The sequence below is a fragment of the Amycolatopsis sp. NPDC059027 genome, from assembly GCF_042739735.1.
GTDB lineage: Bacteria > Actinomycetota > Actinomycetes > Mycobacteriales > Pseudonocardiaceae > Amycolatopsis.
On sequence record NZ_JBHYIK010000033.1, the window covers coordinates 1 to 20,886 of the forward strand.

General features: G+C 67.5%; 22 protein-coding genes. 11 read left to right on the forward strand and 11 right to left on the reverse strand.

Translation table 11 applies throughout. The features are described 5' to 3' along the window. Positions 1–104: 104 nt before the first annotated feature. Positions 105–482 carry a hypothetical protein gene (locus ACFWY9_RS23010; RefSeq protein ID WP_378339881.1) on the reverse strand — a complete coding sequence of 126 codons (378 nt, stop codon included), beginning with the start codon at positions 480–482 and terminating at the stop codon, positions 105–107. Positions 483–504: 22 nt separating this feature from the next. Next, positions 505–792 carry a hypothetical protein gene (locus ACFWY9_RS23015; protein ID WP_378323579.1) on the reverse strand — a complete coding sequence of 96 codons (288 nt, stop codon included), beginning with the start codon at positions 790–792 and terminating at the stop codon, positions 505–507. Between the two features lie 88 nt (positions 793–880). Between ACFWY9_RS23015 and ACFWY9_RS23020 the strand changes: the two genes are divergently transcribed. Together ACFWY9_RS23020 and ACFWY9_RS23025 are read left to right on the forward strand one after the other, a co-directional pair. Beyond that, positions 881–1,723, forward strand: a complete 843-nt coding sequence (locus ACFWY9_RS23020) for a helix-turn-helix domain-containing protein (RefSeq protein WP_378323578.1) — start codon at positions 881–883, stop codon at positions 1,721–1,723. Between the two features lie 13 nt (positions 1,724–1,736). Then, positions 1,737–1,940, forward strand: coding sequence for a DUF397 domain-containing protein (locus tag ACFWY9_RS23025; RefSeq protein WP_378339882.1), 204 nt, complete (start codon positions 1,737–1,739; stop codon positions 1,938–1,940). Here the strand turns inward: ACFWY9_RS23025 and ACFWY9_RS23030 are convergent. The 4 genes from ACFWY9_RS23030 to ACFWY9_RS23045 all read right to left on the reverse strand — a co-directional run bounded on the left by ACFWY9_RS23030 (position 1,893) and on the right by ACFWY9_RS23045 (position 5,058). Next, positions 1,893–2,609 carry an ESX secretion-associated protein EspG gene (locus ACFWY9_RS23030; RefSeq protein WP_378339883.1) on the reverse strand — a complete coding sequence of 239 codons (717 nt, stop codon included), beginning with the start codon at positions 2,607–2,609 and terminating at the stop codon, positions 1,893–1,895. The genes ACFWY9_RS23025 and ACFWY9_RS23030 overlap by 48 nt on opposite strands. Positions 2,610–2,672: 63 nt before the next feature. Then, complete coding sequence (locus ACFWY9_RS23035; RefSeq protein WP_378339884.1) at positions 2,673–3,965, reverse strand: hypothetical protein; 1,293 nt, start codon at positions 3,963–3,965, stop codon at positions 2,673–2,675. Then, positions 3,965–4,615 (reverse strand): DUF3558 domain-containing protein, encoded by a 651-nt coding sequence (locus ACFWY9_RS23040; protein ID WP_378339885.1) that lies wholly within the window; start codon positions 4,613–4,615, stop codon positions 3,965–3,967. Before ACFWY9_RS23040 ends, ACFWY9_RS23035 begins: the two co-directional genes overlap by 1 nt. Then, positions 4,612–5,058 carry a hypothetical protein gene (locus ACFWY9_RS23045; protein WP_378339886.1) on the reverse strand — a complete coding sequence of 149 codons (447 nt, stop codon included), beginning with the start codon at positions 5,056–5,058 and terminating at the stop codon, positions 4,612–4,614. The genes ACFWY9_RS23040 and ACFWY9_RS23045 overlap by 4 nt, the downstream gene beginning before the upstream one ends. Positions 5,059–5,361: 303 nt before the next feature. Here ACFWY9_RS23045 and ACFWY9_RS23050 point away from each other — a divergent pair, with 303 nt between their 5' ends. After that, positions 5,362–6,507 carry a hypothetical protein gene (locus ACFWY9_RS23050; protein ID WP_378339887.1) on the forward strand — a complete coding sequence of 382 codons (1,146 nt, stop codon included), beginning with the start codon at positions 5,362–5,364 and terminating at the stop codon, positions 6,505–6,507. Here ACFWY9_RS23050 and ACFWY9_RS23055 read toward each other — a convergent pair whose 3' ends face one another. Beyond that, positions 6,508–7,164, reverse strand: a complete 657-nt coding sequence (locus ACFWY9_RS23055) for a hypothetical protein (RefSeq protein ID WP_378339888.1) — start codon at positions 7,162–7,164, stop codon at positions 6,508–6,510. It lies immediately after the preceding gene. Positions 7,165–7,323: 159 nt separating this feature from the next. Here ACFWY9_RS23055 and ACFWY9_RS23060 point away from each other — a divergent pair, with 159 nt between their 5' ends. From ACFWY9_RS23060 to ACFWY9_RS23070, 3 genes are all read left to right on the forward strand, one after another. Next, entirely contained in the window at positions 7,324–7,641 is a 318-nt protein-coding gene (locus ACFWY9_RS23060; RefSeq protein ID WP_378339889.1) for a DUF6204 family protein, read from the forward strand. 132 nt (positions 7,642–7,773) lie between these two features. Further along, positions 7,774–8,826 (forward strand): polyprenyl synthetase family protein, encoded by a 1,053-nt coding sequence (locus ACFWY9_RS23065; RefSeq protein ID WP_378323560.1) that lies wholly within the window; start codon positions 7,774–7,776, stop codon positions 8,824–8,826. 20 nt (positions 8,827–8,846) lie between these two features. Beyond that, positions 8,847–10,418: a hypothetical protein gene (locus ACFWY9_RS23070; RefSeq protein ID WP_378339890.1), complete on the forward strand. Its 1,572-nt coding sequence runs from the start codon at positions 8,847–8,849 to the stop codon at positions 10,416–10,418. 82 nt (positions 10,419–10,500) lie between these two features. Here ACFWY9_RS23070 and ACFWY9_RS23075 read toward each other — a convergent pair whose 3' ends face one another. From ACFWY9_RS23075 to ACFWY9_RS23090, 4 genes are all read right to left on the reverse strand, one after another. Next, entirely contained in the window at positions 10,501–11,565 is a 1,065-nt protein-coding gene (locus tag ACFWY9_RS23075) for a 2-oxoacid:ferredoxin oxidoreductase subunit beta (protein WP_378339891.1), read from the reverse strand. Beyond that, on the reverse strand, positions 11,562–13,484 hold the full coding sequence (locus ACFWY9_RS23080) for a 2-oxoacid:acceptor oxidoreductase subunit alpha (RefSeq protein ID WP_378323557.1): 1,923 nt from the start codon (positions 13,482–13,484) through the stop codon (positions 11,562–11,564). The genes ACFWY9_RS23075 and ACFWY9_RS23080 overlap by 4 nt, the downstream gene beginning before the upstream one ends. A gap of 287 nt (positions 13,485–13,771) precedes the next feature. Next, a complete protein-coding gene (locus tag ACFWY9_RS23085; protein ID WP_378339892.1) occupies positions 13,772–14,533 on the reverse strand; it encodes an enoyl-CoA hydratase in 762 nt (253 codons plus the stop codon). A 71-nt stretch (positions 14,534–14,604) separates the two neighbouring features. Then, complete coding sequence (locus tag ACFWY9_RS23090) at positions 14,605–15,051, reverse strand: Lrp/AsnC family transcriptional regulator (protein ID WP_378323555.1); 447 nt, start codon at positions 15,049–15,051, stop codon at positions 14,605–14,607. 74 nt (positions 15,052–15,125) lie between these two features. Here ACFWY9_RS23090 and ddaH point away from each other — a divergent pair, with 74 nt between their 5' ends. From ddaH to ACFWY9_RS23115, 5 genes are all read left to right on the forward strand, one after another. Next, a complete protein-coding gene (gene ddaH, locus ACFWY9_RS23095) occupies positions 15,126–15,980 on the forward strand; it encodes a dimethylargininase (protein ID WP_378339893.1) in 855 nt (284 codons plus the stop codon). A gap of 82 nt (positions 15,981–16,062) precedes the next feature. Next, positions 16,063–16,728: a polysaccharide deacetylase family protein gene (locus tag ACFWY9_RS23100; protein WP_378323552.1), complete on the forward strand. Its 666-nt coding sequence runs from the start codon at positions 16,063–16,065 to the stop codon at positions 16,726–16,728. A 135-nt stretch (positions 16,729–16,863) separates the two neighbouring features. Beyond that, positions 16,864–17,571 carry a glycoside hydrolase family 75 protein gene (locus tag ACFWY9_RS23105; protein WP_378323551.1) on the forward strand — a complete coding sequence of 236 codons (708 nt, stop codon included), beginning with the start codon at positions 16,864–16,866 and terminating at the stop codon, positions 17,569–17,571. Between the two features lie 727 nt (positions 17,572–18,298). Further along, positions 18,299–19,630 (forward strand): nucleotide sugar dehydrogenase, encoded by a 1,332-nt coding sequence (locus tag ACFWY9_RS23110; RefSeq protein WP_378339894.1) that lies wholly within the window; start codon positions 18,299–18,301, stop codon positions 19,628–19,630. Further along, positions 19,620–20,801 (forward strand): glycosyltransferase family 4 protein, encoded by a 1,182-nt coding sequence (locus tag ACFWY9_RS23115; protein WP_378339895.1) that lies wholly within the window; start codon positions 19,620–19,622, stop codon positions 20,799–20,801. Before ACFWY9_RS23110 ends, ACFWY9_RS23115 begins: the two co-directional genes overlap by 11 nt. Positions 20,802–20,886 lie beyond the last annotated feature (85 nt).

Here is a 20,886-nt window from a genome sequence, read left to right on the forward strand (position 1 = left end):
GCGTTCGGGGTGTGCGGTGGTCATGCGCCCCAATGTGGCGTTGGTTGCGTCCAACGCACCGAACGCCACATTGGGGCGTTTGGGCCACCCTGAGAGCGGGCGGGTTAGTCGTCCTCGGGGTGGAGGTCGGGGATGGGCGGCGGGGCCCAGGTGAGGTCGTCCTGGGGGAGCAGGGCGGTGGCGCGCTGGGTGGCCGCCAAGTACTCGGCGTGTGCCTGCGGGTTGGCGGGGCCACCCGCGGCCATGTAGCCGTCGAATTCGAGTGCCTGTGCGGCGCTGACGGCCGCGACCTGCCGCAGGAACCGTTCTGCCCGCTGGGTCTGCTCTCGCAGCTCTGTCAGGTCGAAACCGTCCTGCTCCAGCTTTTCGAGGCGCCGGCCGATGTCGTGATGGGAGTCCGCGGCATCCATCGCCGCGGCCACCGCACGACGCAGCGGTTCGGCGCTCGGATGGGGCGGTGCCGGCCCGTTCTCGGCGTCCATCCCCCGACCCTACCTCCGGACATCAGGATTCGGAGGGCATCAGCTCCCGGCTGCCATCCCACGCGACGTCGACCGTGGCGAGGACGTCACCGGGCTCGTCGTAGTCGTCGATCTCGCCGTAGCAGAAGTTGAAGTACCCGGACTCGTACCGCCCGGTGCGCAGCAGCGCGAATCCCCACTCCCGCAGTTCCCGTACCGACGTCTCGTGTTTTCGTACCGCGGAGTTCATTTCGGCGAAGCCGATGAATCCGTAATCCACCTTGTTGATCGAGATCTTGCGTTGTTCGTAAGCGAAGTAGCCGTAGCGCATTGCTTCCCCTAATGGTGTGCTTGTTGCCGCAACTCTATGGCCTGCCTCTGTCGCCGTGCCAAGGTGTTTCACCTGAAAGGAGGTCCCCATGCCCAGACCCAAACCGAAACCGCAGGCACGTGGACTTGCAGAGGGGTTACGAAATACGCGTAAGGCCTGCAAGCTCGCGATGATCGAGGTGGCCGAGAAACTGGGGTGGTCGCAATCCACGCTGAGTCGTATCGAGACCGGTTTACGCAATGCATCGGCCGAAGAGGTGTCGGCGCTTCTCGCCGTGTACGGCGTGACAGGCGAGAAGAAGGAACGGCTCATGGAGCTGGCTCGCGACATCGACAGGCCTACGTGGCTCGAGACCGCGTACGCAGAGGTTCCCGAGCAAGCCAAGACACTGGCCAAACTCGAACTCGACGCCACCAGGCTCGTCGACGCGGAGGTGACGTTGATTCCGGGTTTGTTGCAGACGCCGTCCTATGTCCGCTCTCTCATGAACTCCGCTGGTGTGGCTCCCGCAGATATCCAGCCTCGGGTTGACCTGCGAAGGGAACGGCAGAAGGTGCTGGAGACCAGGAAACCGCCAGAGTTCGTCGCGTTCATGGATGAGGCTGTGCTGCACCGCCGAGTCGGGGGTGCCAGGGTCATGGCTGATCAGCTACGGCATTTGCTCGCTATGGCTCAACGCCCATCCGTTGAACTGCGGCTCATCCCTTTTGACGTCGGCGGACACGCCACGGTCAATGGTGCTTATTTGCTGCTGGAGTTCGGTGATGGCCGCCCGGTGGTGCATCTGGAACAACGACGTTCCCTGTTGTTCTTCGACCAGCCCGCCGACGTGGAGCCCTACATTCAGGCCACTGCCAGCCTGAATGCGGCGGCACTGGATCCTATGCAGTCGGTGCAAATGATCGAGCACCTCCTTGCAACCTACGAGTGAGTAGACTGCACACATGGACCTCACGTCGGCGATCTGGCGCAAATCCAGCTACAGCGGCACCGAGACGAACTGCGTCGAGGTCGCGTTCGGTACGGCGGAAGCGGCCGTCCGGGACTCCAAGGACCCGGCCGGAGGCGCGCTCGTCCTCGGCCGGGCCGCCTTCACCGCACTAGTTGTCGAGGCTGGCGCGCAGCGAGGCGATCTTCTGGGCCAGTAGTCCGGGTTCGCCCGGCAGCACGGTGATGTACCGGTTGCCGGGCGCCCCGGACAACTCCATGGCGACACGGCCCGAGTCGATGTCGAGGTAACTCAGCTCGTCTCGGGCTACTTCGCGCTGTCCGCCGCGAGGCCGCTTCGCCACCGTGAACTGGCCGAGCCCGTAGTAGGGCTGGTTGAACACGTCGTCGAGCATGCGGGCCGCGCGGGTGCGATCCTCGGAACGTTCGTAGCGGCCGTCGCCGCCGTCGGTGCGGAACTCGTCCTGCGGCAACGAGAACGTCGGAAAGCTCGCGGGCGCGTACTCCGGCAGATTGGCGACCAGCACCTCCGGCGGCTGCTGGCGGTCCGGGACCTCCTTGAGCCACACGCGCTCGCCCGAGCACAACGCGGTGACCGCGACCCCGCCCGCGACGGCGACGAGCACTCCGAACTGCTCGTTCATGTCGCGGGCGTACGCGAAGTACTCCGACTCGGGCCGATCCAGCGTGTGCAGGACGTCCTCGAACTCGCCGGTCAGCCGATCACCCCTGGTGAACCCGAACTGCGCGAGCTCGTTCAGGGCCTCGCGGCTGACCTGTCCCTCCGCGGACGGCGGGATGTACCGCAGCCCGCCCGCGAAGACCGGATGCGGATCGCCGCACCCGGCGTGACGCATCGCGGTCAACACGGTATTCAGCGTGAGCTCCACTGCGCGCGTGAGCACTACGTCACCCTCCCCTTGGCCGCGGTGCTACTTGCGCTGTTCGCCGATGACCGGCGGCATGGGTTTGACCTCGGTGCCGCCGAACGTCTCGTCGGGGTCGGGGTTGAGCAGGTAGGACGGGGCCTTGTGCTCTTTGTCCTCCTCCTTCTTCTTGCCCTTGCCGCCAGCACCCGCGCCCATCGGCATCCCGTTCGCGCCCTTGGCACCCGCGGCCCCGGCAGGCCCACCCGGCATCCCGGCCCGACCGCCTCCCGGCACCCGCTCACCCGGCATTCCCGCCCCGGAGCCACGTCCCGCACCCCGGCCCGGCTCGTTCGCGCCACCACCGGTCCCGCTGCCACTGCGATAACCGCCGCTGCCGCTACCGCCCGGCCCGCCACCGCCCGGCACATTGCCGGATCCATACGGCCCGAACTCGCCGCCGCCACCCGTCGAGGTGTACGGATTCACCGGCTGCCCGGTCGGCCCGAACTGGTAATTGTTCGACGCCGCGGGCGGCACAATCGGCTTCGGCACATAGGAATTCGCGCGCGTACCGTCCGGAATGGACGATGTGTGTCCCGGCGGCTGCTGCCACCCGCCCGGCCTGTTGGGCTGCTGCCCCGTCTGCCCGCGCTGATCGCCGCCGGTCGTCTGCCCGGTGTTGCCCGTGTTGGTGCCCGGCTGCTGCGTGCTGCGCCCCGTTGTTCCCGTGTCCGTCCCGGTCCCGGTACGGGTATCCGTGCCGAACCCGCGAACCTGCTTACCGTCCTGCCCGCCCGTGTCGCCGGTTCCGCCCGGCGGAGCCATGCTGACCGGCGCCCCGGGATCCCGCAGCTCGGAATATTGCGTCGGAATCCGCGCGTTGTTGTCGCCGCTGGACGAATGGTAAGCACTGAAGGTATCGATATTGTGCTGACTGTCTGCCTGCCACTGTGAAACCTTGTCGCGGTAACCACCGCTGTTGCCGTTGAGCGCGCTGACGAGGTCTTCGGCGGTGAACTCCGGCTGCTGCGCCGGCACCTTCTTCACACTGTTCCTCGCCGAACTGAACGCGGTCATCTGATCCCCAACCGCCTGATCGGCGTTGGAGAGATGCACACTGTCGTCAGCCGACGCCATCGCCAACGGCTCCGTCGAATCAGCCGCCGCTTGAGCAGCCCCACCCTGCCACCCGGAAAGAGTCTTCTCGCGCAACAGGATAACCCGGTTGGACCGGTCATTCAGCTTCTTGCCCAAGTAATCGATTATCCCTTGGGCTTCAGACAGCTTCCCTGTTCCTGGCCCATTGGTGATCTGATCGTAGATCTCGGCGGCTGTCAAAGGCCCCTCGGCAACCATCAGCGCCCTCCCTTGACGTTGGCTAACGCTTCGCCAGCGACCTTCTGGGCAATCTCACACGGATCCTTTTTTCCAATGTTTTTGTCGGAAAGTGTGATCACGCTATCGAGCCTCGAAGTGTCACTGGTGCCGATCGCGACAATGCACTCGCCTTTGGTGTTGCGCCGGTCGCTCACGTCGTAGGCGACGGCGGGGAATCCTGCTATAGGAGGAAGTTCCATGAAGAATTTGTAGTCGTTTCCACGCTGGCGGTAGATCCTGCTTAATCCCGTCGCATCGGCGGTGAAGAAGGATACCTGGACTAGTGTGTTCGAATTTCCCGGTGGCCGCCAAGTGCATGTTGGACCGGCAGGGTCATTGAGGTCGGATTTAGAACGTGCGTCCGCGCCAAGAAGCTCGGAGACCTGTGCTTCTGTAAGGGTTGTGCAGGGGGTTTGATGGTACGAAGTAGTGTCGATCGGGCTGTTGACCTTGGGTACACCTGGCCCGGGGACTTGGTCGGCAGATCCGGGCGGTGGTGCTGTTTGGCTGCGTGAGCTACTCGTGCCGGGTGAAGGTTGGGCATTGCCTGGTGTGTCGGTGGAGCAGGCGGTGAGCGCCAGTGCGACTACTCCGAGCACCGGAGCGATCCGGTGGACTGCTGACCTCACAGAATGCCTCCTCCGGCCTGCCGGACATCACTCTTGCCGGTTTCCTCAGCCGTGGCGTACTTGCCCAAAGCGGCGATGTACTTGTCGGCCATGTCGCGGCAGTACTTCTGGCGTTGTTCGAAGGTCACGGCCAGGGCTTCGCCGGAAGTATGGATTCGGTCCGCGTGTCCAGCGCTGGCGTACTCCTTGCCTGGGCCCACCACGTCGCCCAGGCGCCTGGCGGTCGACGCGTCTTCCTGGAACTCGTCGGCTAGGCCCTTCCAGTCCGCGACCAGGGAGTGGAGGGTGGCTTCGTCGTACTGGAAGCCGGGGGTGTCGCCGGTGAGGTCGGTGACCCAGGAGTTGGCGGGCTTGCCACCGTAGCTGCCGCCAGGCGGCGGCGCCTCGGGCTCGAACCAGCGGATGTTGCCGTTCGGATCGTAGGTCGGCGGCTGCTCAGCCATGGCGTTTCACCCCCGTCACCCCGAATGGTTCCGGTGTGCAAGGGCGAGGGCGCCCCGAAGCCGTCGTCATCACTGTGCTCTCCCCGTAGCAGCAGGGTGCTTTCTCCCCGGCACCCTGCGTAGTCCGACGCACCGGAGCTTACCTGAGTTCCTTCACCGCGTCGTCCGGTCCGCAAGAAGATCCGTACCGGGCTGAATAGCGCTCGTGAACATCGTGACTAAAAGTAATTGCCATTCGGGTGAATGTCTCGACGAGAAGTGCATTTTTCCTGGTGAAGATGCAGATCCGTATGCACACTCAGCGTGATGATTACGCGTAAAGTGGCGCTCGTCGCAGCTCTGGTCCTCCCGCTCGCCCTTTCCGGTTGCGCGACCGAAACCGCGCCGGGACCCGCCTCTGAATCGGCGTCGCCATCGGCGGAATGGGCGCCTCGGCAGCCGCGGCCCGCCGATCGTGACCGGGCCGCGCTGGCGGAGGTGGACAAACTGGACCTTTGCGCATTGATCGACCTCGGCGTCTACGCGAAGCGCAAGGCGAACGACACCCCGGTCAACCTCGTGCCCTGGACGCGTGACGACCGGCGCGAGTGTCGGTTGACGCGCGATGACGCGCCGCTGCTCACGGTGACCGACGAGGAATCGACCGGCGACACCGAACGGCGGTTCAGCACGGTCGTCGACCTGGGCGGGGTCAAGGGTTATCAGCTGGAGAGCCGACGCGGCGGAGAGACCGTCGACTGCGTGTATCGCATTCCGGTCAGTTTCCGTCGCGCGATCCGGATCGATCCGTACGTCGGCAGAGCCGAGGGGCCGCATGCCTGTGAAATGGTCAAGGATTTCGCGGCGGGGGCGGCGGCGAAGCTGCCCAGGAACCTCGTCTATCCGCCGGACGGGCAGGACACCGGGGCGCTAGGGGCATGCGCGGACCTGCTGGGCGGCGAAATCTGCGATCCGGCCGTACCGGTGCCGGTTCCGGAGGATCACCGGGAACTGCTGGTCGCTGGTGAGCACAATCCGAACGTGCTGTGTGCGACGTTCGCCGCAGCGGTTACCCAGGTCTACGGTGCCGGTTTCCGTCCGGTCGCAACGCCGAATGCGTGTTATTTCGTCGAATCACAGCACCGGCTCCAGATCGAAGCCGGATTCACGGCGAGGGGCGACAACGCGGGCATTTTCGGATCGGACACCACGCTGTGGAAGGACAAAAAGAAGATAACCGTGGTCGACAAGCCCGCGGTCATGTATCAGACCCTCGGCGAGGACGAATTCGACATCTACGCCTCGCCTACGGGCGACCTCGACGAACGCGGGCACGTCCGGTTCCGGCTGAGTGCGAAGGATGAACGCGGGATACACAGCGACGCGCACCCAAAGCTGTCCAAAGAGGACTGGGTGCGCGCGCTGCGTGTCATGGAATCCGTGATCGACCGGCACTTCCTCGGCTGGTGATCACGGCGTCGGGGAGCAGGCCGTGGAGCCGACGGTGACGCTGCCGGTGATGCCCGAGTCCGGCGTGAAGTCGATGCGCAGCATGGTCAGGGACATGCTGCCGTCGCCGGGCAGGTTCTGGACGTTGAACACCGCGTTCGCCAGCACGGTTCCGCCGGACTTCGTCAGCGGCTTCGTGTAGTTGGCGGGCATGGGTGAGGGCAGGCCGGTTATGCCGCTGAGACCGCCGAACGTCCAGTTCGCGTTCGTTTGCGTCTGGGTGGCGGTGCAGGTGACCTCGTAGTTGCGGATCCGGACGCGCGGGCCGCCGAGGCTCACCAGCGCGGACAGTTCGAAGTTCGTTCCGGTGGCCTTCGACGTCGTGGTCGTGATGTCGTTGGCGGGGTCGGTCACGGTGGTCGTGCACGACGAGGTGCCGCCGCCGAAGCTGACGCCGGGCTTGGTCACCAGGCCGGATTGCGCGCTCGTCGGGCCTTCGACGGCGCAGGGCGCCAGCGTCGGGATCGTGCTCGTGGTACCGGACTTGGTGAAGTCGGCCGCGCCAAGCGAGGCGACGCCCGCCGGAGTCGTGGCGTGGGCGGGGAGGACGCCGGCGGTCAGCCCTGCCACCAGCAACGCGGTCAGTGCGCCGGCTCGTTTCGCCATCGTGCTGCGCATTTCGTGTCCTCCTCGCTCGCCTTGCTTGTACGAGGTGAATATCCGTCAGGTTGTTCCGGCTGTTGCATTCACGGCCGATGTGTCACTCGTTCGTGCGGGACGACCACCCGATCGCAAATCCAGTCGTGTATCCGGATACAGGTATGTATCTTGACGATCATGCCGACCTACCGCGTGCTCGTCCGGGGCAAGTTCGACCGGCCCGACGAGCCGACCCGAGCCCGGCTGCTCGCCGCCGACCAGCCCGAAATGGCCTTCACCGAAGAGGGTTCGCTGTCCTACAACCACCATCTCGCGAGCTTCGGCTTCCGGATCGTCGTGCACGTCGAGCCGGGGGAGAACGCCGAACGCGAGGCGCGCGACCAAGCCGAGCTGAGGGCGATGGAACTACTCGAGGAACAGCGCTACCCGTATCGGGACCTCGGATCCACCGCGACCTGCATGGACGACATCAAGATCAACCGTCGCGGCCGCTGAACACGACACCGCTCCGCCGGTGTCATGTTCGTCACCGTTTCCGCAGGACAGCGGGTAAACGGCGGCACCGGGCGTACTACTACGCTGGAGGCCGACTCGACTGGTGCATGAGAGAGCGGAGCCGACGTGTCTGTGTCTTCACCAGCCCCCGGGGCGGGATCCAGCCCCGCTGTGCCCGGTGACGCCCTCGCGGACCTGCGCGCGACCGTTGGGCTCCAGATCGCCGACGAGACCCTGCTTCGCTCGATCGCGGGCGGCCTGGCGGAGGTCGAGAAGCTGCTTCGCGACGTCGTGCGCAGCGACGTCCAGGCCGTCAACGACGCGGCGTCGCACCTGGTGGAGGCGGGGGGCAAACGTTTCCGTCCGCTGTTCACGCTGCTCTCCGCCCAGTTCGGGCCGAAGCAGGACGAGCACGTCGTCATCGCGGCCGCCGCGGTGGAGCTGGTGCACCTCGCGACGCTGTACCACGACGACGTCATGGACGAGGCGACCATGCGGCGGGGCGCGGAGAGCGTCAACGCGCGGTGGGACAACACCGTCGCCATCCTGACCGGCGACTTCCTCTTCGCGCACGCTTCGCGGCTCGTTGCGGATCTCGGGACCGACGCAGCGCGGATCATCGCGGAGACCTTCGGCGAGCTCGTCACCGGTCAGATGCGCGAGACCGTCGGGCCCCGCGAAGGGGATGACCCGGTCGAGCACTACCTGACGGTCATCGCGCAGAAGACCGGCTCGCTGATCGCGACATCCGGCCGGTTCGGCGGGATGATGTCCGGCGCCGCCGAGGAGCACATCGAGGCGCTGCGCCGCTTCGGCGACATCATCGGGACCGCGTTCCAGATCTCCGACGACGTCATCGACATCGCCTCGCCTTCGGCCGAGCTGGGCAAGGTGCAGGGCACTGACCTGCGCGAAGGCGTCCGCACGCTGCCGATGCTCTACGCGCTGGCCGATCCCGCCATCGACCCGCGCCTTGCCGAGCTGCTGTCCGGTCCGATCGCCGACGACGCCCTGGTGGCCGAGGCACTCGAACTCCTCCGCCGGTCCAGTGGCCTTGAACGCGCACGGGTGACCCTTTCCGACTACGCTCAGCGAGCACGTGCCGAGCTCGCAGCGCTGCCCGCGTCCCCTGCGCGGGACGCGTGTGAGTCGGTCGCCGACTACCTGGTCGAGCGCACGCACTAAGGGCACTAAGGGGCAGATGGATGTCCATTTTCGGACAGGTGTGGCTGTGGAGCCTGCTGGCGTTCTTCATCGGCGTGCTGCTGACCTGGCTGCTGCTGGTGCTGCCCGCCCGCAAGCGCGTCCGTGAGCTGGAAGGCGCGCTGAGCGACGCCCGCGCCGATGCCGCGCGGATACCGGCGAACGCGGGCGTTCTCGCCGCCGGGGCCGGGGCGGCGGGCGCCGCCGCGGCCGGAACGGCGATCTTCGCGCGGCCGGGTGCCGACGAGGAGCCGCCCGCGCGGGGCTATCCGGACACGATCGTGGAACAGGAGCCGGTCGCGGCTCCGGAGTACGAGCACGCGGCCGAAGAAGGTGTGCTCGGTTCTCACCGCGAGCCGGAGTCTCGGGCGGAGGCGGACGAGGAAGCGCTTACTGCGACGCAGGTCTTCCAGCCGGAACCCGCGTACCCGGCGGAGGATCACGAAGCCGCGTACGCCGCCGAGCCTGCGCCCGAGCCGGAGCCCGCTCCCACTGCGGAGGAGGAGTTCACGCACTCCATCGAGCGAGTGAGCGATCCCGAGCCGGACTACCGCGCCGCCGCGACCGAGTACCTCAGCGTGCCGCCGGAGAGTGGTTACCAGTCGGACGCGACGGAGTACCTGCGCCCGGTCGAGCCACCGTTGCCGGAGGAGCCCGCTCCGCCGGCGGGGTCGTTGTTCACCTCCCCGCTGGAGGACGCCGAACCGGCCGAGTACGAACCCGCGGAGCCCGGCGAATCCGTCGAGTCCTTCGAATCCGGGGCGTCCGGGGCGGCCGAAACCCCGGCGGAGCCGGAAGAACAGCCCGCTCAGACCGGCTCGCTGTTCCAGTCCGAACCCGTCGCCGACGCGCCGCAGCGCTCGATGCTGGAGGAGCGGCTCGAACCGGGTGGCGAACCGGCTTCCCTTTTCCAGCCGTCTTCCCGCACCGAGTCCGAACTGGCGCCCGACTGGTTCGACAAGGAACCGTTGCCGGAGCGGTCCCCGTTCGAGGAGCCCGCTTCCGCCGAATACCTCGGCGAGCACGCGGCTACCGAGCAGTCTCCGTCCACATCGGACACCCCCGCGTACGCCTTCGGTGGCGGCGAGGAAACGGCTTCGGACGGCGTGCTCGAGGACGTTCCGGAGGAGACTCCCGCGGAGGCGACCCAGGTGCTGCCGAAGCGGCAGCCGAGGGAGTCGCCGCGTGGCGGGTTCGAGCCGCCGCGGCCGATCCAGCCGTCGATGCGGCCGGTCGAACGGCGCGACCCGGAACTCACCGGCGGGCACAGCGGATCGCTCTTCGAGCCGTCCGTGCAGCCGAACCAGGTCGCGGCCTCGATGGCGCAGCCGCCGGAGCCGCCGCCCGCGCGGGAAGTGGCCGAGGATTCGGTGCCGCCCGGTCCGTTCGGCCCCGGCTCGGCGATGCCGCGTCCCGGCGGTGGACGTCCCGCCGAGGGCTTCGCGGTCAAGGCGAGCGTGACGGCTTTGCGGTACTGCACCGAGGATTCGCCGCAGTTCCCGCGCATGGTGGCCGAGGTCTGGTTCCGGACGCCCAGCGACGCCGAACGAGTCGGCTTCCGCCCCCTCACCTGAGGTAGCTCCGGCAAAGGTCCGTGAATGCCACATTGAGGGAATCAGAGTCCCTCAATGTGGCATTCACGGACCTCGGAAGCTCTTACGCGACCGTCCAGGTGTCCTTGCCGCGCAACAGGCCCTGCAGATCGGGCGTGCGGGCGGCGCGGGCCTCCTCGACCTGGGCGCGGGCGCCGTCGTCGTAGGTGGGGCGCTCGACCTGGCGCAGGATGCCGGTCGGAACGTGCGTGAGGTTCTGGTCGCCCAGCCGCGTCAGCGCGAAGGCGTACGAGGTGTCAGCGATCGACGGGTCGTGCACCACGAGGTTGTCCTCGCCGATGTCGGCGACCTTGCCGATGTCCAGACCACCCCAGTCACCGCGCTGGACGCCGAACTCGCTCTCCGGGCCGAAGCGGATCGGCTCACCGGCCCGCAGCGGGATCAGCCGCTGCGCCGCCTCGTCCTTGTCCTTGAGGACGTCGAACGCGCCGTCGTTGAAGATCGGGCAGTTCTGGTAGATCTCGACCAGCGCCGAGCCGCGGTGCTTCGCGGCGGCTTCGAGGACCTCGGTGAGGCCCTTGCGGTCGGAGTCCAGCGCGCGCCCGACGAACGACGCCTCGGCGCCGATGGCCAGCGAGAGCGGGTTGAACGGGGTGTCGACCGAGCCCATCGGGGTGGACTTGGTGACCATGCCCTGCCCGGACGTCGGCGAGTACTGGCCCTTGGTGAGCCCGTAGATCCGGTTGTTGAACAGCAGGATCTTGATGTTCACGTTGCGCCGCAACGCGTGGATCAGGTGGTTGCCGCCGATGGACAGCGCGTCGCCGTCCCCGGTGACGACCCATACCGACAGGTCCGGGCGGGCGGTGGCCAGGCCGGTCGCGATCGACGGCGCGCGGCCGTGGATCGAGTGCATGCCGTAGGTGTTGAGGTAGTACGGGAAACGCGAGGAGCAGCCGATCCCGGAGATGAAGACGATGTTCTCGCGCTTGAGCCCGAGCGTCGGCAGGAACGACTGGACGGCGTTGAGCACGACGTAGTCGCCGCAGCCGGGGCACCAGCGGACTTCCTGGTCGGACTTGTAGTCCTTCGCCTTCTGCGGGTCCTCGGTGCTGGGCACGAGGTCCAGACCACCGAGCGTGGGCAGCCCCAGATCGATCGCGGTCACTTGACCCCCTCCGTAACACTGCTGGTGATGATCTCGGTGAACACGTTCTGCAGTTCCTCGGCCTTGAACGGCAGCCCGGCGACCTTGGTGTGCGAGTGCACGTCGACGAGGTACTTCGCCCGCAGCAGGAGTGCGAGCTGGCCGAGGTTCATTTCCGGGACGACGACCTTGTCGTAGGAACGCAGGACGTCGCCGAGGTTGGCGGGCAACGGGTTCAGGTGCCGCAGATGCGCCTGCGCGATCGGCATCCCGAGCTTGCGCACCCGGCGGCACGCCGCGCCGATCGGGCCGAACGAGGAGCCCCAGCCGAGCGCGAGCACGCGGGCCTTGCCACCGCTGGGATCGTCGACGACGACGTCCGGGACGTCGATGCCGTCGATCTTCGCCTGGCGCAGGCGGACCATCTTGTCGTGGTTGTCCGGGTCGTAGGAGATGTGGCCGGTGCGGTCGGCCTTCTCCAGCCCGCCGATGCGGTGCTGGAGCCCGGCGGTGCCGGGGATCGCCCACGCGCGGGCCAGCGTCTCGGGATCGCGCACGTACGGCCAGAACTCGCCGGATTCGTTGTCGGAGTTGGGTTCCGACGCGAACTCGACGCGCAGGTCCGGCAGGTCGGCGACGTCCGGGATGAGCCACGGCTCGCTGCCGTTGGCGATCGCGCCGTCCGAGAGCAGCAGCACCGGGGTGCGGTACTTCAGCGCGATGCGGGTGGCTTCGAGCGCGGCGTCGAAGCAGTCCGCAGGCGAGAGCGGCGCGACGATCGGCACCGGGGATTCGCCGTTGCGGCCGAACATCGCCTGCAGCAGGTCGGCCTGTTCGGTCTTGGTCGGCAGTCCCGTCGACGGCCCGCCGCGCTGGACGTCGATGACGACCAGCGGCAGCTCGGTCATCACGCCGAGGCCGACGGCCTCCGACTTCAGCGCGACACCGGGACCGGAGGTCGAGGTGACGCCGAGCGCGCCGCCGTAGGAAGCGCCGAGCGCGGCACCGATCCCGGCGATCTCGTCCTCGGCCTGGAAGGTGATGATGCCGAAGTTCTTGTGCTTGCTCAGTTCGTGCAGGATGTCCGACGCCGGGGTGATCGGGTACGTGCCGAGCAGGATCTGCAGGCCGGACTGCTGCCCGGCGGCGACGATCCCGTACGCGAGCGCGGTGTTGCCGGTGATCTGGCGGTAGGTGCCCTTGTTCAGCTTCGCCGGGGCGACCTCGAACGTCGTCGCGAAGGATTCGGTGGTCTCGCCGTAGTTCCAGCCCGCGCGGAAGGCGAGGATGTTGGCCTCGGCGATGTCGGGCTTCTTCGCGAACTTCTCGCGCAGGAACCGCTCGGTGCCCTCGGTCGGCCGGTGGTACATCCACGACAACAGGCCGAGCGCGAACATGTTCTTGCAGCGCTCGGCGTCCTTCTTGCCGAGCCCGGTGTCCGCGAGCGCACCCTGCGTCAGTGTCGACATGGCGACGCGGTGTACCTGGAACGAGGACAGCGTGTCGTCGTCGAGCGGGTCGTTGTCGTAGCCGACCTTGACCAGGTTCCGCTTCGAGAACTCGTCGGTGTTGAGGATGATCGTCCCGCCCGACGGGACGTCGCCGAGGTTCGCCTTCAGCGCGGCGGGATTCATCGCGACGAGGACGTCGGGACGGTCGCCGGGGGTCAGGATGTCGTAGTCGGCGAAGTGCACCTGGAACGAGGAGACGCCGGGGATGGTGCCCTGGGGCGCCCGGATCTCGGCGGGGAAGTTCGGCATCGTCGACAGGTCGTTGCCGAACGCCGCGGCCTCCGACGTGAAGCGGTCGCCGGTCAGCTGCATACCGTCACCGGAGTCGCCGGCGAACCGGATCACCACGCGGTCCAGCTTGCTGACCTCGGTCGGCCTGGAAGCGGCCAGGCTCGCGGAGGCGCCGTTGCCGTTCGCACTCGTGCTCATGGGTCAGGGATTCCCTCTCTCCCGACATGCTGCGTGGCCCGGGTCGGCTCCTCGGGTGGACGCCCGCCCGGTGGTGTCGGCTCCGGCCACAGGGCCTTCCACGAGGTTAGCTCGTACCGGACCTCAGGGTCGTCGGGTGCCCGCTCGATGGACGCCTTCCGGGCTGCTGTTCCGGCGTCGCTCGCCGGACGTCCTATTTACCTGTAACTGATGGTAACGGTTAAGCGCGCGGATCGCTGTGACCCACGTCTCGGCGCCGACCGTAGTGGCCGGGTGTCGAGGTCTTCTCAACGCCCGCTGATACGGGCCTTCATCGCCGCGAGCCGTTCCGCGAAGGCCGGTGAGGCCAGCGAAGCGAGCTGCGGCTTGATCTCGGCGTTGACCGCGTCGGCGTGCTCCGTGAGTCCGCGGCTGTTCCGCAGTGACTCCTTCGTCGCGAGGACAACGTCGCGCGGTGCGGCCACGGCCGGAGCGGCGAGGTCGAGTGCGGCGGTGAGCAAGGCGTCGTGATCGCCGTCGACGACCCGGAGCGCGAGCCCGGCCCGTACGGCGGCTTCGGCGTCGAGTACTTCGCCGAACAGTGTCATCGCCGCCGCTTGCTGGCTGCTGACGGCTCGCTGAACCATCCACGTCATCCCGCCGCCGGGATGCAGCCCCAGTTCCAGGAACCGGGCGACGAACTTGGCGCGGGGTCCGGCGAGGCGGACGTCCGCGGCGAGCGCGAGGTTGAGTCCCGCGCCGACGGCCGCGCCGCCGACCGCGGCGATCGTCGGAAGCCGACATCGGGCCACGGCTAGGAAACCGTCGTAGATCGCGCGGAGGCCTTCTTCGTTCGCGGTGCCCAGGGCGGTCAGGTCGGCGCCCGCGCAGAACGCCGGGGGAGCGCCGGTGACGACCACGGCGTGCACGGCCGTGTCCGCTTCGGCTCTCGCGACGGCTTCGGCCAGTTCGGCGGAGAGGTCGAGCGTGAGTGCGTTGCGGGTGTCCGGGGCGTCGACGGTCAGCAGCGCGACGCCCTTGTCGTGTTCGCTGCGGATGGTGTCGCTCATCCTCCGAGCGTGACACGGAACACGCGGCGGGTTCCCGGAATGTGGCGCACACCGCCCTTTTCGGTGCTGTTTCAAGATTCGGGAGAGGGCGGTCGTTCCAACAGGCGAGACAACACGACCGTGGAGACGGTCCGGTCGACGATCTCCAGACCGCGCAGCCGCTCCAGCGCCGTCTCCAGATGGTGGATGTCGCTCGCGCGCAGATGCACGATGGCGTCGGCGGCGCCGGACACCGTGTAGGCGGCGACGACCTCGGGCAGTGGTTCGAGCCGGGCGCGGATCCGCGCGGGCGTGATGTTGCCGTTGCAGGTGACCTCGACGAACGCCTCGGTGCCCCAGCCGAGCGCCTCGGGGTCGACGACGGCCGTGAAACCCCGCAGGACACCGGTTTCCAGCAGCCGGTCGACCCGCCGTTTCACCGCCGGGGCGGACAGGCCGACGACCTTGCCGATCTCGGCGTAGCTGGAGCGCGCGTTCGCCACGAGGCACGAAACGATTCGCTGGTCGATGGTGTTCACGCGCAATGTTTAGCATGCGGATGCGCAGTGAACAGTGATTGATTGCGGTATTAGGCGCCCCTTACCCTGCAATCATGCAGGGATCCCGACCGCTGGAGCAGCCGCGCGTGCCCACCACGCGCCGATACCTGATGTGCCCGCCGCGGTTCTTCGCGGTGGAGTACGCGATCAACCCCTGGATGGACCCGACCCAACCGGCGAGCGCCGAGGTCGCGCTCGAACAGTGGACGGCGCTGCGCGACACGTATCGCAGGCTCGGCCACACCGTCGAAGAGATCGACCCCGAACCCGGCCTCCCGGACATGGTCTTCGCCGCCAACTCCGGCACGGTCGTCGCGGGCCGCGTCCTCGGCTCGCGGTTCCGCGCGCCGCAGCGGGCCGCGGAGGCCGAGCACTTCCGCCGCTGGTTCGTCGAGCACGGCTACCGCGACATCACGATGCCGGAGAAGATCAACGAGGCCGAGGGCGACTTCGCCTGGACAGGGAACCTGCTGCTGGCGGGCACCGGCTTCCGCACAGACCCCGCGGCGCACGCCGAGGCACAGGAGGTCCTCGGCGTACCGGTGGTTTCGCTGAACCTCGTCGACCCGCGCTACTACCACCTCGACACCGCGTTGTTCGTGCTCGCCGAAGCCACCGACACCACCCGTGCGCAGATCGCGTACTACCCGGAGGCGTTCTCGCCGGGGTCGCGCCGGGTGCTGGAGCGGCTCTTCCCGGACGCCGTGCTGGCCGACGCCGCCGACGCGGAGTGCTTCGGGCTCAACGGTGTTTCCGATGGCCGCAACGTCGTCCTGCCGGTCGAGGCGACCGGATTGGCCGCACGCCTGGAAAAGCAGGGCTACGAGCCCGTCTTCGTGGACATTTCGGAGCTGCGCAAGGCCGGTGGCGGGCCGAAATGCTGCACGATGGAGATCCGCAAAGGCTAACTGCCGGTAAAAAGATGTAACTCTCGCGCTAATCGCTCGATAGATCCACGAACCCGACCGAAAGATCTGAGCGAGGCGAGAGATGGCGGTGGCGGTCAATCTGGCCGTGCACGGGATAGGCCGCCCGGCCAGGGCGCTCGACCCCGGGGAGGACGAGCGCTGGGTGACCGAGGAGCAGTTCGAGCAGCTGCTCGACGCGGTCGCCGGGCGGACGGACGTGCACCTGAGCTTCGACGACGGCAACTCCTCCGACGTCGAGATCGCGTTGCCGCGGCTGGTGGAGCGTGGCTTGCGTGCCGAGTTCTTCCCACTCGCGGGCAAGCTCGGCGAGCGGGGTTACGTGGATTCCGACGGCGTGCGCGAACTCGTGCGCGCGGGGATGACCATCGGGTCGCACGGCTGGGAGCACCAAGACTGGCGGCGGCTCGACGACCGGCGCGCGCGGCGGGAACTCGAGAAGGCGCCGCGGGTGCTCGGCGAGCTGAGCGGGACGCCGGTGCGGCGTTTCTCGCTGCCCTACGGCGCTTACGACCGCCGAGTGCTCGGGCGGCTGCGTGCGGCCGGGGCGATCCGGGTGTACACGAGCGACGGTTTCCCCGCGCGGGCGGACAGCTGGCTGCAGTCGCGCACCGAGGTACGGCACGATCTCGACCAGCGGTGGCTCGATGACGTCCTCGCCGGCGCGGGCACTGTGTACCGTCGAGCGGGACGCTGGGCCGCTCGCTGGGTGCGGCGCGTCGCGCGCTAGCTGGCGCTTCTTCACGCGCGTTTGAACAGTGGGAAAACTACTCACGCCTGGCTCTTGAGTTCGGTGACGCTGCGGTGCATCCTAAGTACCCGCCGCGCACGTAAGGAAGTCTTCCTAACAAATGGGAGCCAGGTTATGCGGAAACTGATCCTGCTCGTGACCCTCTTGCTGGCCGCGGCGGTGACCCCATCGGCTGTGGCCGCGCCTTTGGGTGCGTCTTTGGGTGCTCCGGCTGATGCTTCTGGTGCTTCTGTACAGGCGGGGCCGAGTGCGGCGGAACTGCTGGCGAAAACCGCGGGCTGCAAGCAGATCTCGAAGGGCAAGTACAAGACCGACGAGGAAACCGGTGCTTCGATCCCGGTGTGTGATGCCAACGGTGCCGTGTTCTGGAAGGCCGACATGGACATCGACTGCGACGGTCAGCGGACCGCGCAGTGCAACGAAAAGACCGACTGCTGCTTCCTGCCGGACACCGCTTTCCCGCAGTCCGACGGGAAACCGCTGAACGCCGCTGCGTTGCCGTATATCGTCGTGCCGCAGGCGAGCGGGATCTGGAACTACGAGGCGTCCAAACTGAAGGGCGCGGGTTCCTGCGCGGTGATCTACAACAACAAGGTGGTCTACGCGGTCATCGGGGACACCGGGCCGAAGTCCATCATCGGTGAGGCCTCCTATGCCACCGCCAAGGCACTGGGCATCAACCCCGACCCGAAGAACGGTGGCGTCGACTCCGGCGTGACCTACATCTGCTTCAAGAACTCCACGGTGTCGCCGATCGAGAACCACAGCAAGGCGACGTCGGTCGGTGAGGGGCTGGCGACGAAGTTCGTGCAGAGCAACTGATTCTTTCTCGATCTTCTGCGAGGGGCGCCTTCGGTGCGGTGGTCGCGTCGGGGCGCCCTTTGGCGTGTTCAGGTCCACAAAGGACGGAGAGGTGGGTGTGCTGAAGGACGCCTTCGGTGCGCTCCGTGCGCTCAAGGCGTCCTTCAGTGCCGGGAAGTCTCGCCTGCCAAGCCTGCCGGACGCCGTGAAGGCCTCCTTACCGGCGCTCAGCGCCCTTAAGGACCCCTTCGCGGCTAGACTGTCCACAAAGGACAAGCCTGCTGGCGCTGAACTGGGTGCCGAGGGACGCCTTGGGTGCGTTGAGTGCGACAAGGGCGTCCCTCGGTGCATCGAGCGCACCGAAGGCGTCCCTCGGCACACCGCCCAGCACTCGCTGCGGCAGATATCCACAGCCATTCGTGATTGTGGACAACTTCCCTTCCCGGAGCGCTTTTCGCGGGTTTTGTCGTACCCGGGCGATAGAATGTTGCGGGGACGCCCCCCAAGGGAAGGGTGGGGGAGGGGGTTAGGGCGGAGCGGAGCCGCGGTGATCGCCGGGTGAGTCGATCATCGGAGGCCCGGTGTCAGGGGTTCCGTTGTGTGCCAAGGATAGTGGGCCGAACGGACGTGGGGAGAGTCAAGGAAGCGTAACGACACGCACCGTCGCCGAATCGACGCGTGGGAAGCGGTAACGAACCGCGCGCGGGTACCGACCAAGGGTGCAGCGAATCCGGCTGGAGGGTGTGTCGTGAAGATCAGCGTCTTCGGGCTGGGCTACGTGGGCTGCGTGTCCGCCGCGTGCCTCGCCGGTCGTGGTCATCAGGTCGTCGGGGTGGACGTCAACCCGATCAAAATCGATCTCGTCACCCGGGGCAAGGCCCCGGTGGTCGAGGAACGCATCGGCGAGCTGACGGCGGAGGTCGTGGCGTCCGGGGCGCTGCGCGCCACCACCGACGTCGCCGAGGCCGTCGCCGCCAGTGAGATCTCGCTCGTCTGCGTCGGTACGCCGTCGGCGCCCAACGGCAGCCTTTCCACCGCGTACCTCGAACGCGTCGCGGAGGAGATCGGCGAGGCACTGAGCGCGAAAGCCCGGCGCCCCGAAGGGGCCCGCCACACGGTCGTCTTCCGCAGCACCATGCTGCCCGGCACCTGTCTCGACCTGCTGGTTCCCATTCTGGAAAAGGCCTCCGGCGGCACCGCCGGGGTCGACTTCGGGGTCGCGGTGAACCCGGAGTTCCTGCGCGAGGGCAGCAGCGTCCGCGACTTCTTCGACCCGCCGAAGACCGTCATCGGCGAGTTCGACAAGCAGAGCGGCGACGCCGTCGCGCAGCTCTACGAAGGTCTGCCCGGCGACGTCTTCCGCGTGCCGATCCCGGTCGCCGAGATGACCAAGTACGCCGACAATGCCTTCCACGGCTTGAAGATCGGCTTCGCGAACGAACTCGGCGCCGTCTGCCGCGCGCTCGGGCTCGACTCGCACCAGGTCATCGACGTCTTCCTCGCCGACCGCAAGCTCAACATCAGCCCGGCCTACCTGAGACCCGGGTTCGCGTTCGGCGGCTCCTGCCTGCCGAAGGACCTGCGTGGCCTGGTCTACGCCGCGCACCGCGCCGACGTGTCGGTGCCGATCCTCGCGCACGTGCTCCCGTCGAACGACGAGCACCTGCAGCGCGCGTTCGACCTCGTCGCCCGCACCGGGAAGCGCAAGATCGGCCTGTTCGGGCTGTCGTTCAAGCCCGGCACGGACGACCTCCGCGAGAGCCCGCTCGTCGAACTGGCCGAACGGCTGCTCGGCAAGGGCTACGACCTCAAGATCTACGACGCCAACGTCAGCCTGTCCCGGCTGATGGGCGCCAACCGCGAGTACATCGAGAGCAGGCTCCCGCACCTCGGCCAGCTGCTCGCGGGCTCCATCGGCGAAGTCCTCGCCCACGCCGACGTGTGCCTCGTCGGCAGCTCCGACGCCGCGGTCGCCGACGCGCTCCCGCACGGCGGCGACCAGGTGCTCATCGATCTCGTCCGCCTCCCCGACGCCGCCACGCGCCGGAACGAAAAGGGATACGTCGGCCTTGCCTGGTAAAAGAGCCCTGATCCTCGTCGAGAATCTTTCGGTCCCGTTCGACCGCCGGGTATGGCAGGAGAGCACGACCCTGCGCGACGCGGGGTGGGAGGTGCACGTCATCTGCCCGCAGGGCACCAAGCGGGACACCGAGGCGTACGCGGAGATCGACGGCGTCCACATCCACCGGTACCCGCTCAAGGCCGCGACCGGTGGCCCCGCCGGGTACCTGCAGGAGTACGGATCCGCGCTGTGGCACACCTTCCGGCTCGCGCGGAGGATCGGCCGCGTCGACGTCGTGCACGCCTGCAACCCGCCGGACCTGCTCTTCCTCGTCGCGCTGCTGCTCAAACGCCAGGGCGCCCGGTTCATCTTCGATCAGCACGATCTATGCCCCGAGCTGTATCTTTCGCGCTTCGACCGCGGCGAGGACTTCCTCTACCGCGGGGTCTGCGCGCTCGAACGCGCCACCTACCGCGCCGCCGACGTCGTGATCTCGACCAACGAGAGCTACCGCGAGGCCGCGCTGACCCGCGGGAAGAAGTCGCCCGACGACGTCTTCGTGGTGCGCAGCGCGCCGGTGATCGACCGCTTCCAGCAGGTCCCCGCCGAACCCGAACTCAAGCGCGGCAAGCCGCATCTGCTCTGCTACCTGGGGGTCATGGGCCCGCAGGACGGCGTCGACTACGCCCTGCGTGCGCTCGCCGCGCTGCGTGACGAGGTCGGCCGTGACGACTGGCACGCCGCGTTCGTCGGCTCCGGAGACACTTTCGACGAGATGGTCGCGCTGTCGAAACAGCTCGGGCTGGCCGATCAGGTCGAGTTCACCGGCCGCATCCCGGACGCCGATCTGGTGCGCTACCTGTCGGCCGCCGACGTCTGCCTCGCGCCCGACCCGCTGAACCCGCTCAACGACGTGTCGACGATGAACAAGATCATGGAGTACATGGCCATGAGCCGCCCGATCGTCTCGTTCGACCTGCGGGAGGCGCGGGTTTCGGCGGGGGACGCGGCCCTCTACGCGCCCGCCAACGACGTCGGCGAGTTCGCGAAGCTCATCGCGAAGCTGCTCGACGATCCCGCCGAGCGTGAGCGCATGGGCGAGCTGGGCAAGGAACGCGTGAACGGGCCGCTTTCGTGGGACAACTCCCGCACCGCGTTACTCGCTGCCTACGAGCGCGCGACCTCCTGAGTGCCGAGTACAAAACTTTGAACAAAACTCCGGCGTAGCTGTAACCAATGTCGTGAACGCGACGACGGGTGGGATGAAAGCCGCG

Coding starts and splice junctions, on each gene's coding strand:
- ACFWY9_RS23085 (WP_378339892.1), bottom strand. CDS start 14,533: ATGAGCGACACCATCCGCAGCGAACACGACAAGGGCGTCGCGCTGCTG.
- ACFWY9_RS23035 (WP_378339884.1), bottom strand. CDS start 3,965: ATGGTTGCCGAGGGGCCTTTGACAGCCGCCGAGATCTACGATCAGATC.
- ACFWY9_RS23080 (WP_378323557.1), bottom strand. CDS start 13,484: ATGAGCACGAGTGCGAACGGCAACGGCGCCTCCGCGAGCCTGGCCGCT.
- ACFWY9_RS23060 (WP_378339889.1), top strand. CDS start 7,324: ATGCCGACCTACCGCGTGCTCGTCCGGGGCAAGTTCGACCGGCCCGAC.
- ACFWY9_RS23015 (WP_378323579.1), bottom strand. CDS start 792: ATGCGCTACGGCTACTTCGCTTACGAACAACGCAAGATCTCGATCAAC.
- ACFWY9_RS23020 (WP_378323578.1), top strand. CDS start 881: ATGCCCAGACCCAAACCGAAACCGCAGGCACGTGGACTTGCAGAGGGG.
- ACFWY9_RS23055 (WP_378339888.1), bottom strand. CDS start 7,164: ATGCGCAGCACGATGGCGAAACGAGCCGGCGCACTGACCGCGTTGCTG.
- ACFWY9_RS23045 (WP_378339886.1), bottom strand. CDS start 5,058: ATGGCTGAGCAGCCGCCGACCTACGATCCGAACGGCAACATCCGCTGG.
- ACFWY9_RS23100 (WP_378323552.1), top strand. CDS start 16,063: ATGGCGGTGGCGGTCAATCTGGCCGTGCACGGGATAGGCCGCCCGGCC.
- ACFWY9_RS23010 (WP_378339881.1), bottom strand. CDS start 482: ATGGACGCCGAGAACGGGCCGGCACCGCCCCATCCGAGCGCCGAACCG.
- ACFWY9_RS23070 (WP_378339890.1), top strand. CDS start 8,847: ATGTCCATTTTCGGACAGGTGTGGCTGTGGAGCCTGCTGGCGTTCTTC.
- ddaH (WP_378339893.1), top strand. CDS start 15,126: ATGCAGGGATCCCGACCGCTGGAGCAGCCGCGCGTGCCCACCACGCGC.
- ACFWY9_RS23025 (WP_378339882.1), top strand. CDS start 1,737: ATGGACCTCACGTCGGCGATCTGGCGCAAATCCAGCTACAGCGGCACC.
- ACFWY9_RS23105 (WP_378323551.1), top strand. CDS start 16,864: ATGCGGAAACTGATCCTGCTCGTGACCCTCTTGCTGGCCGCGGCGGTG.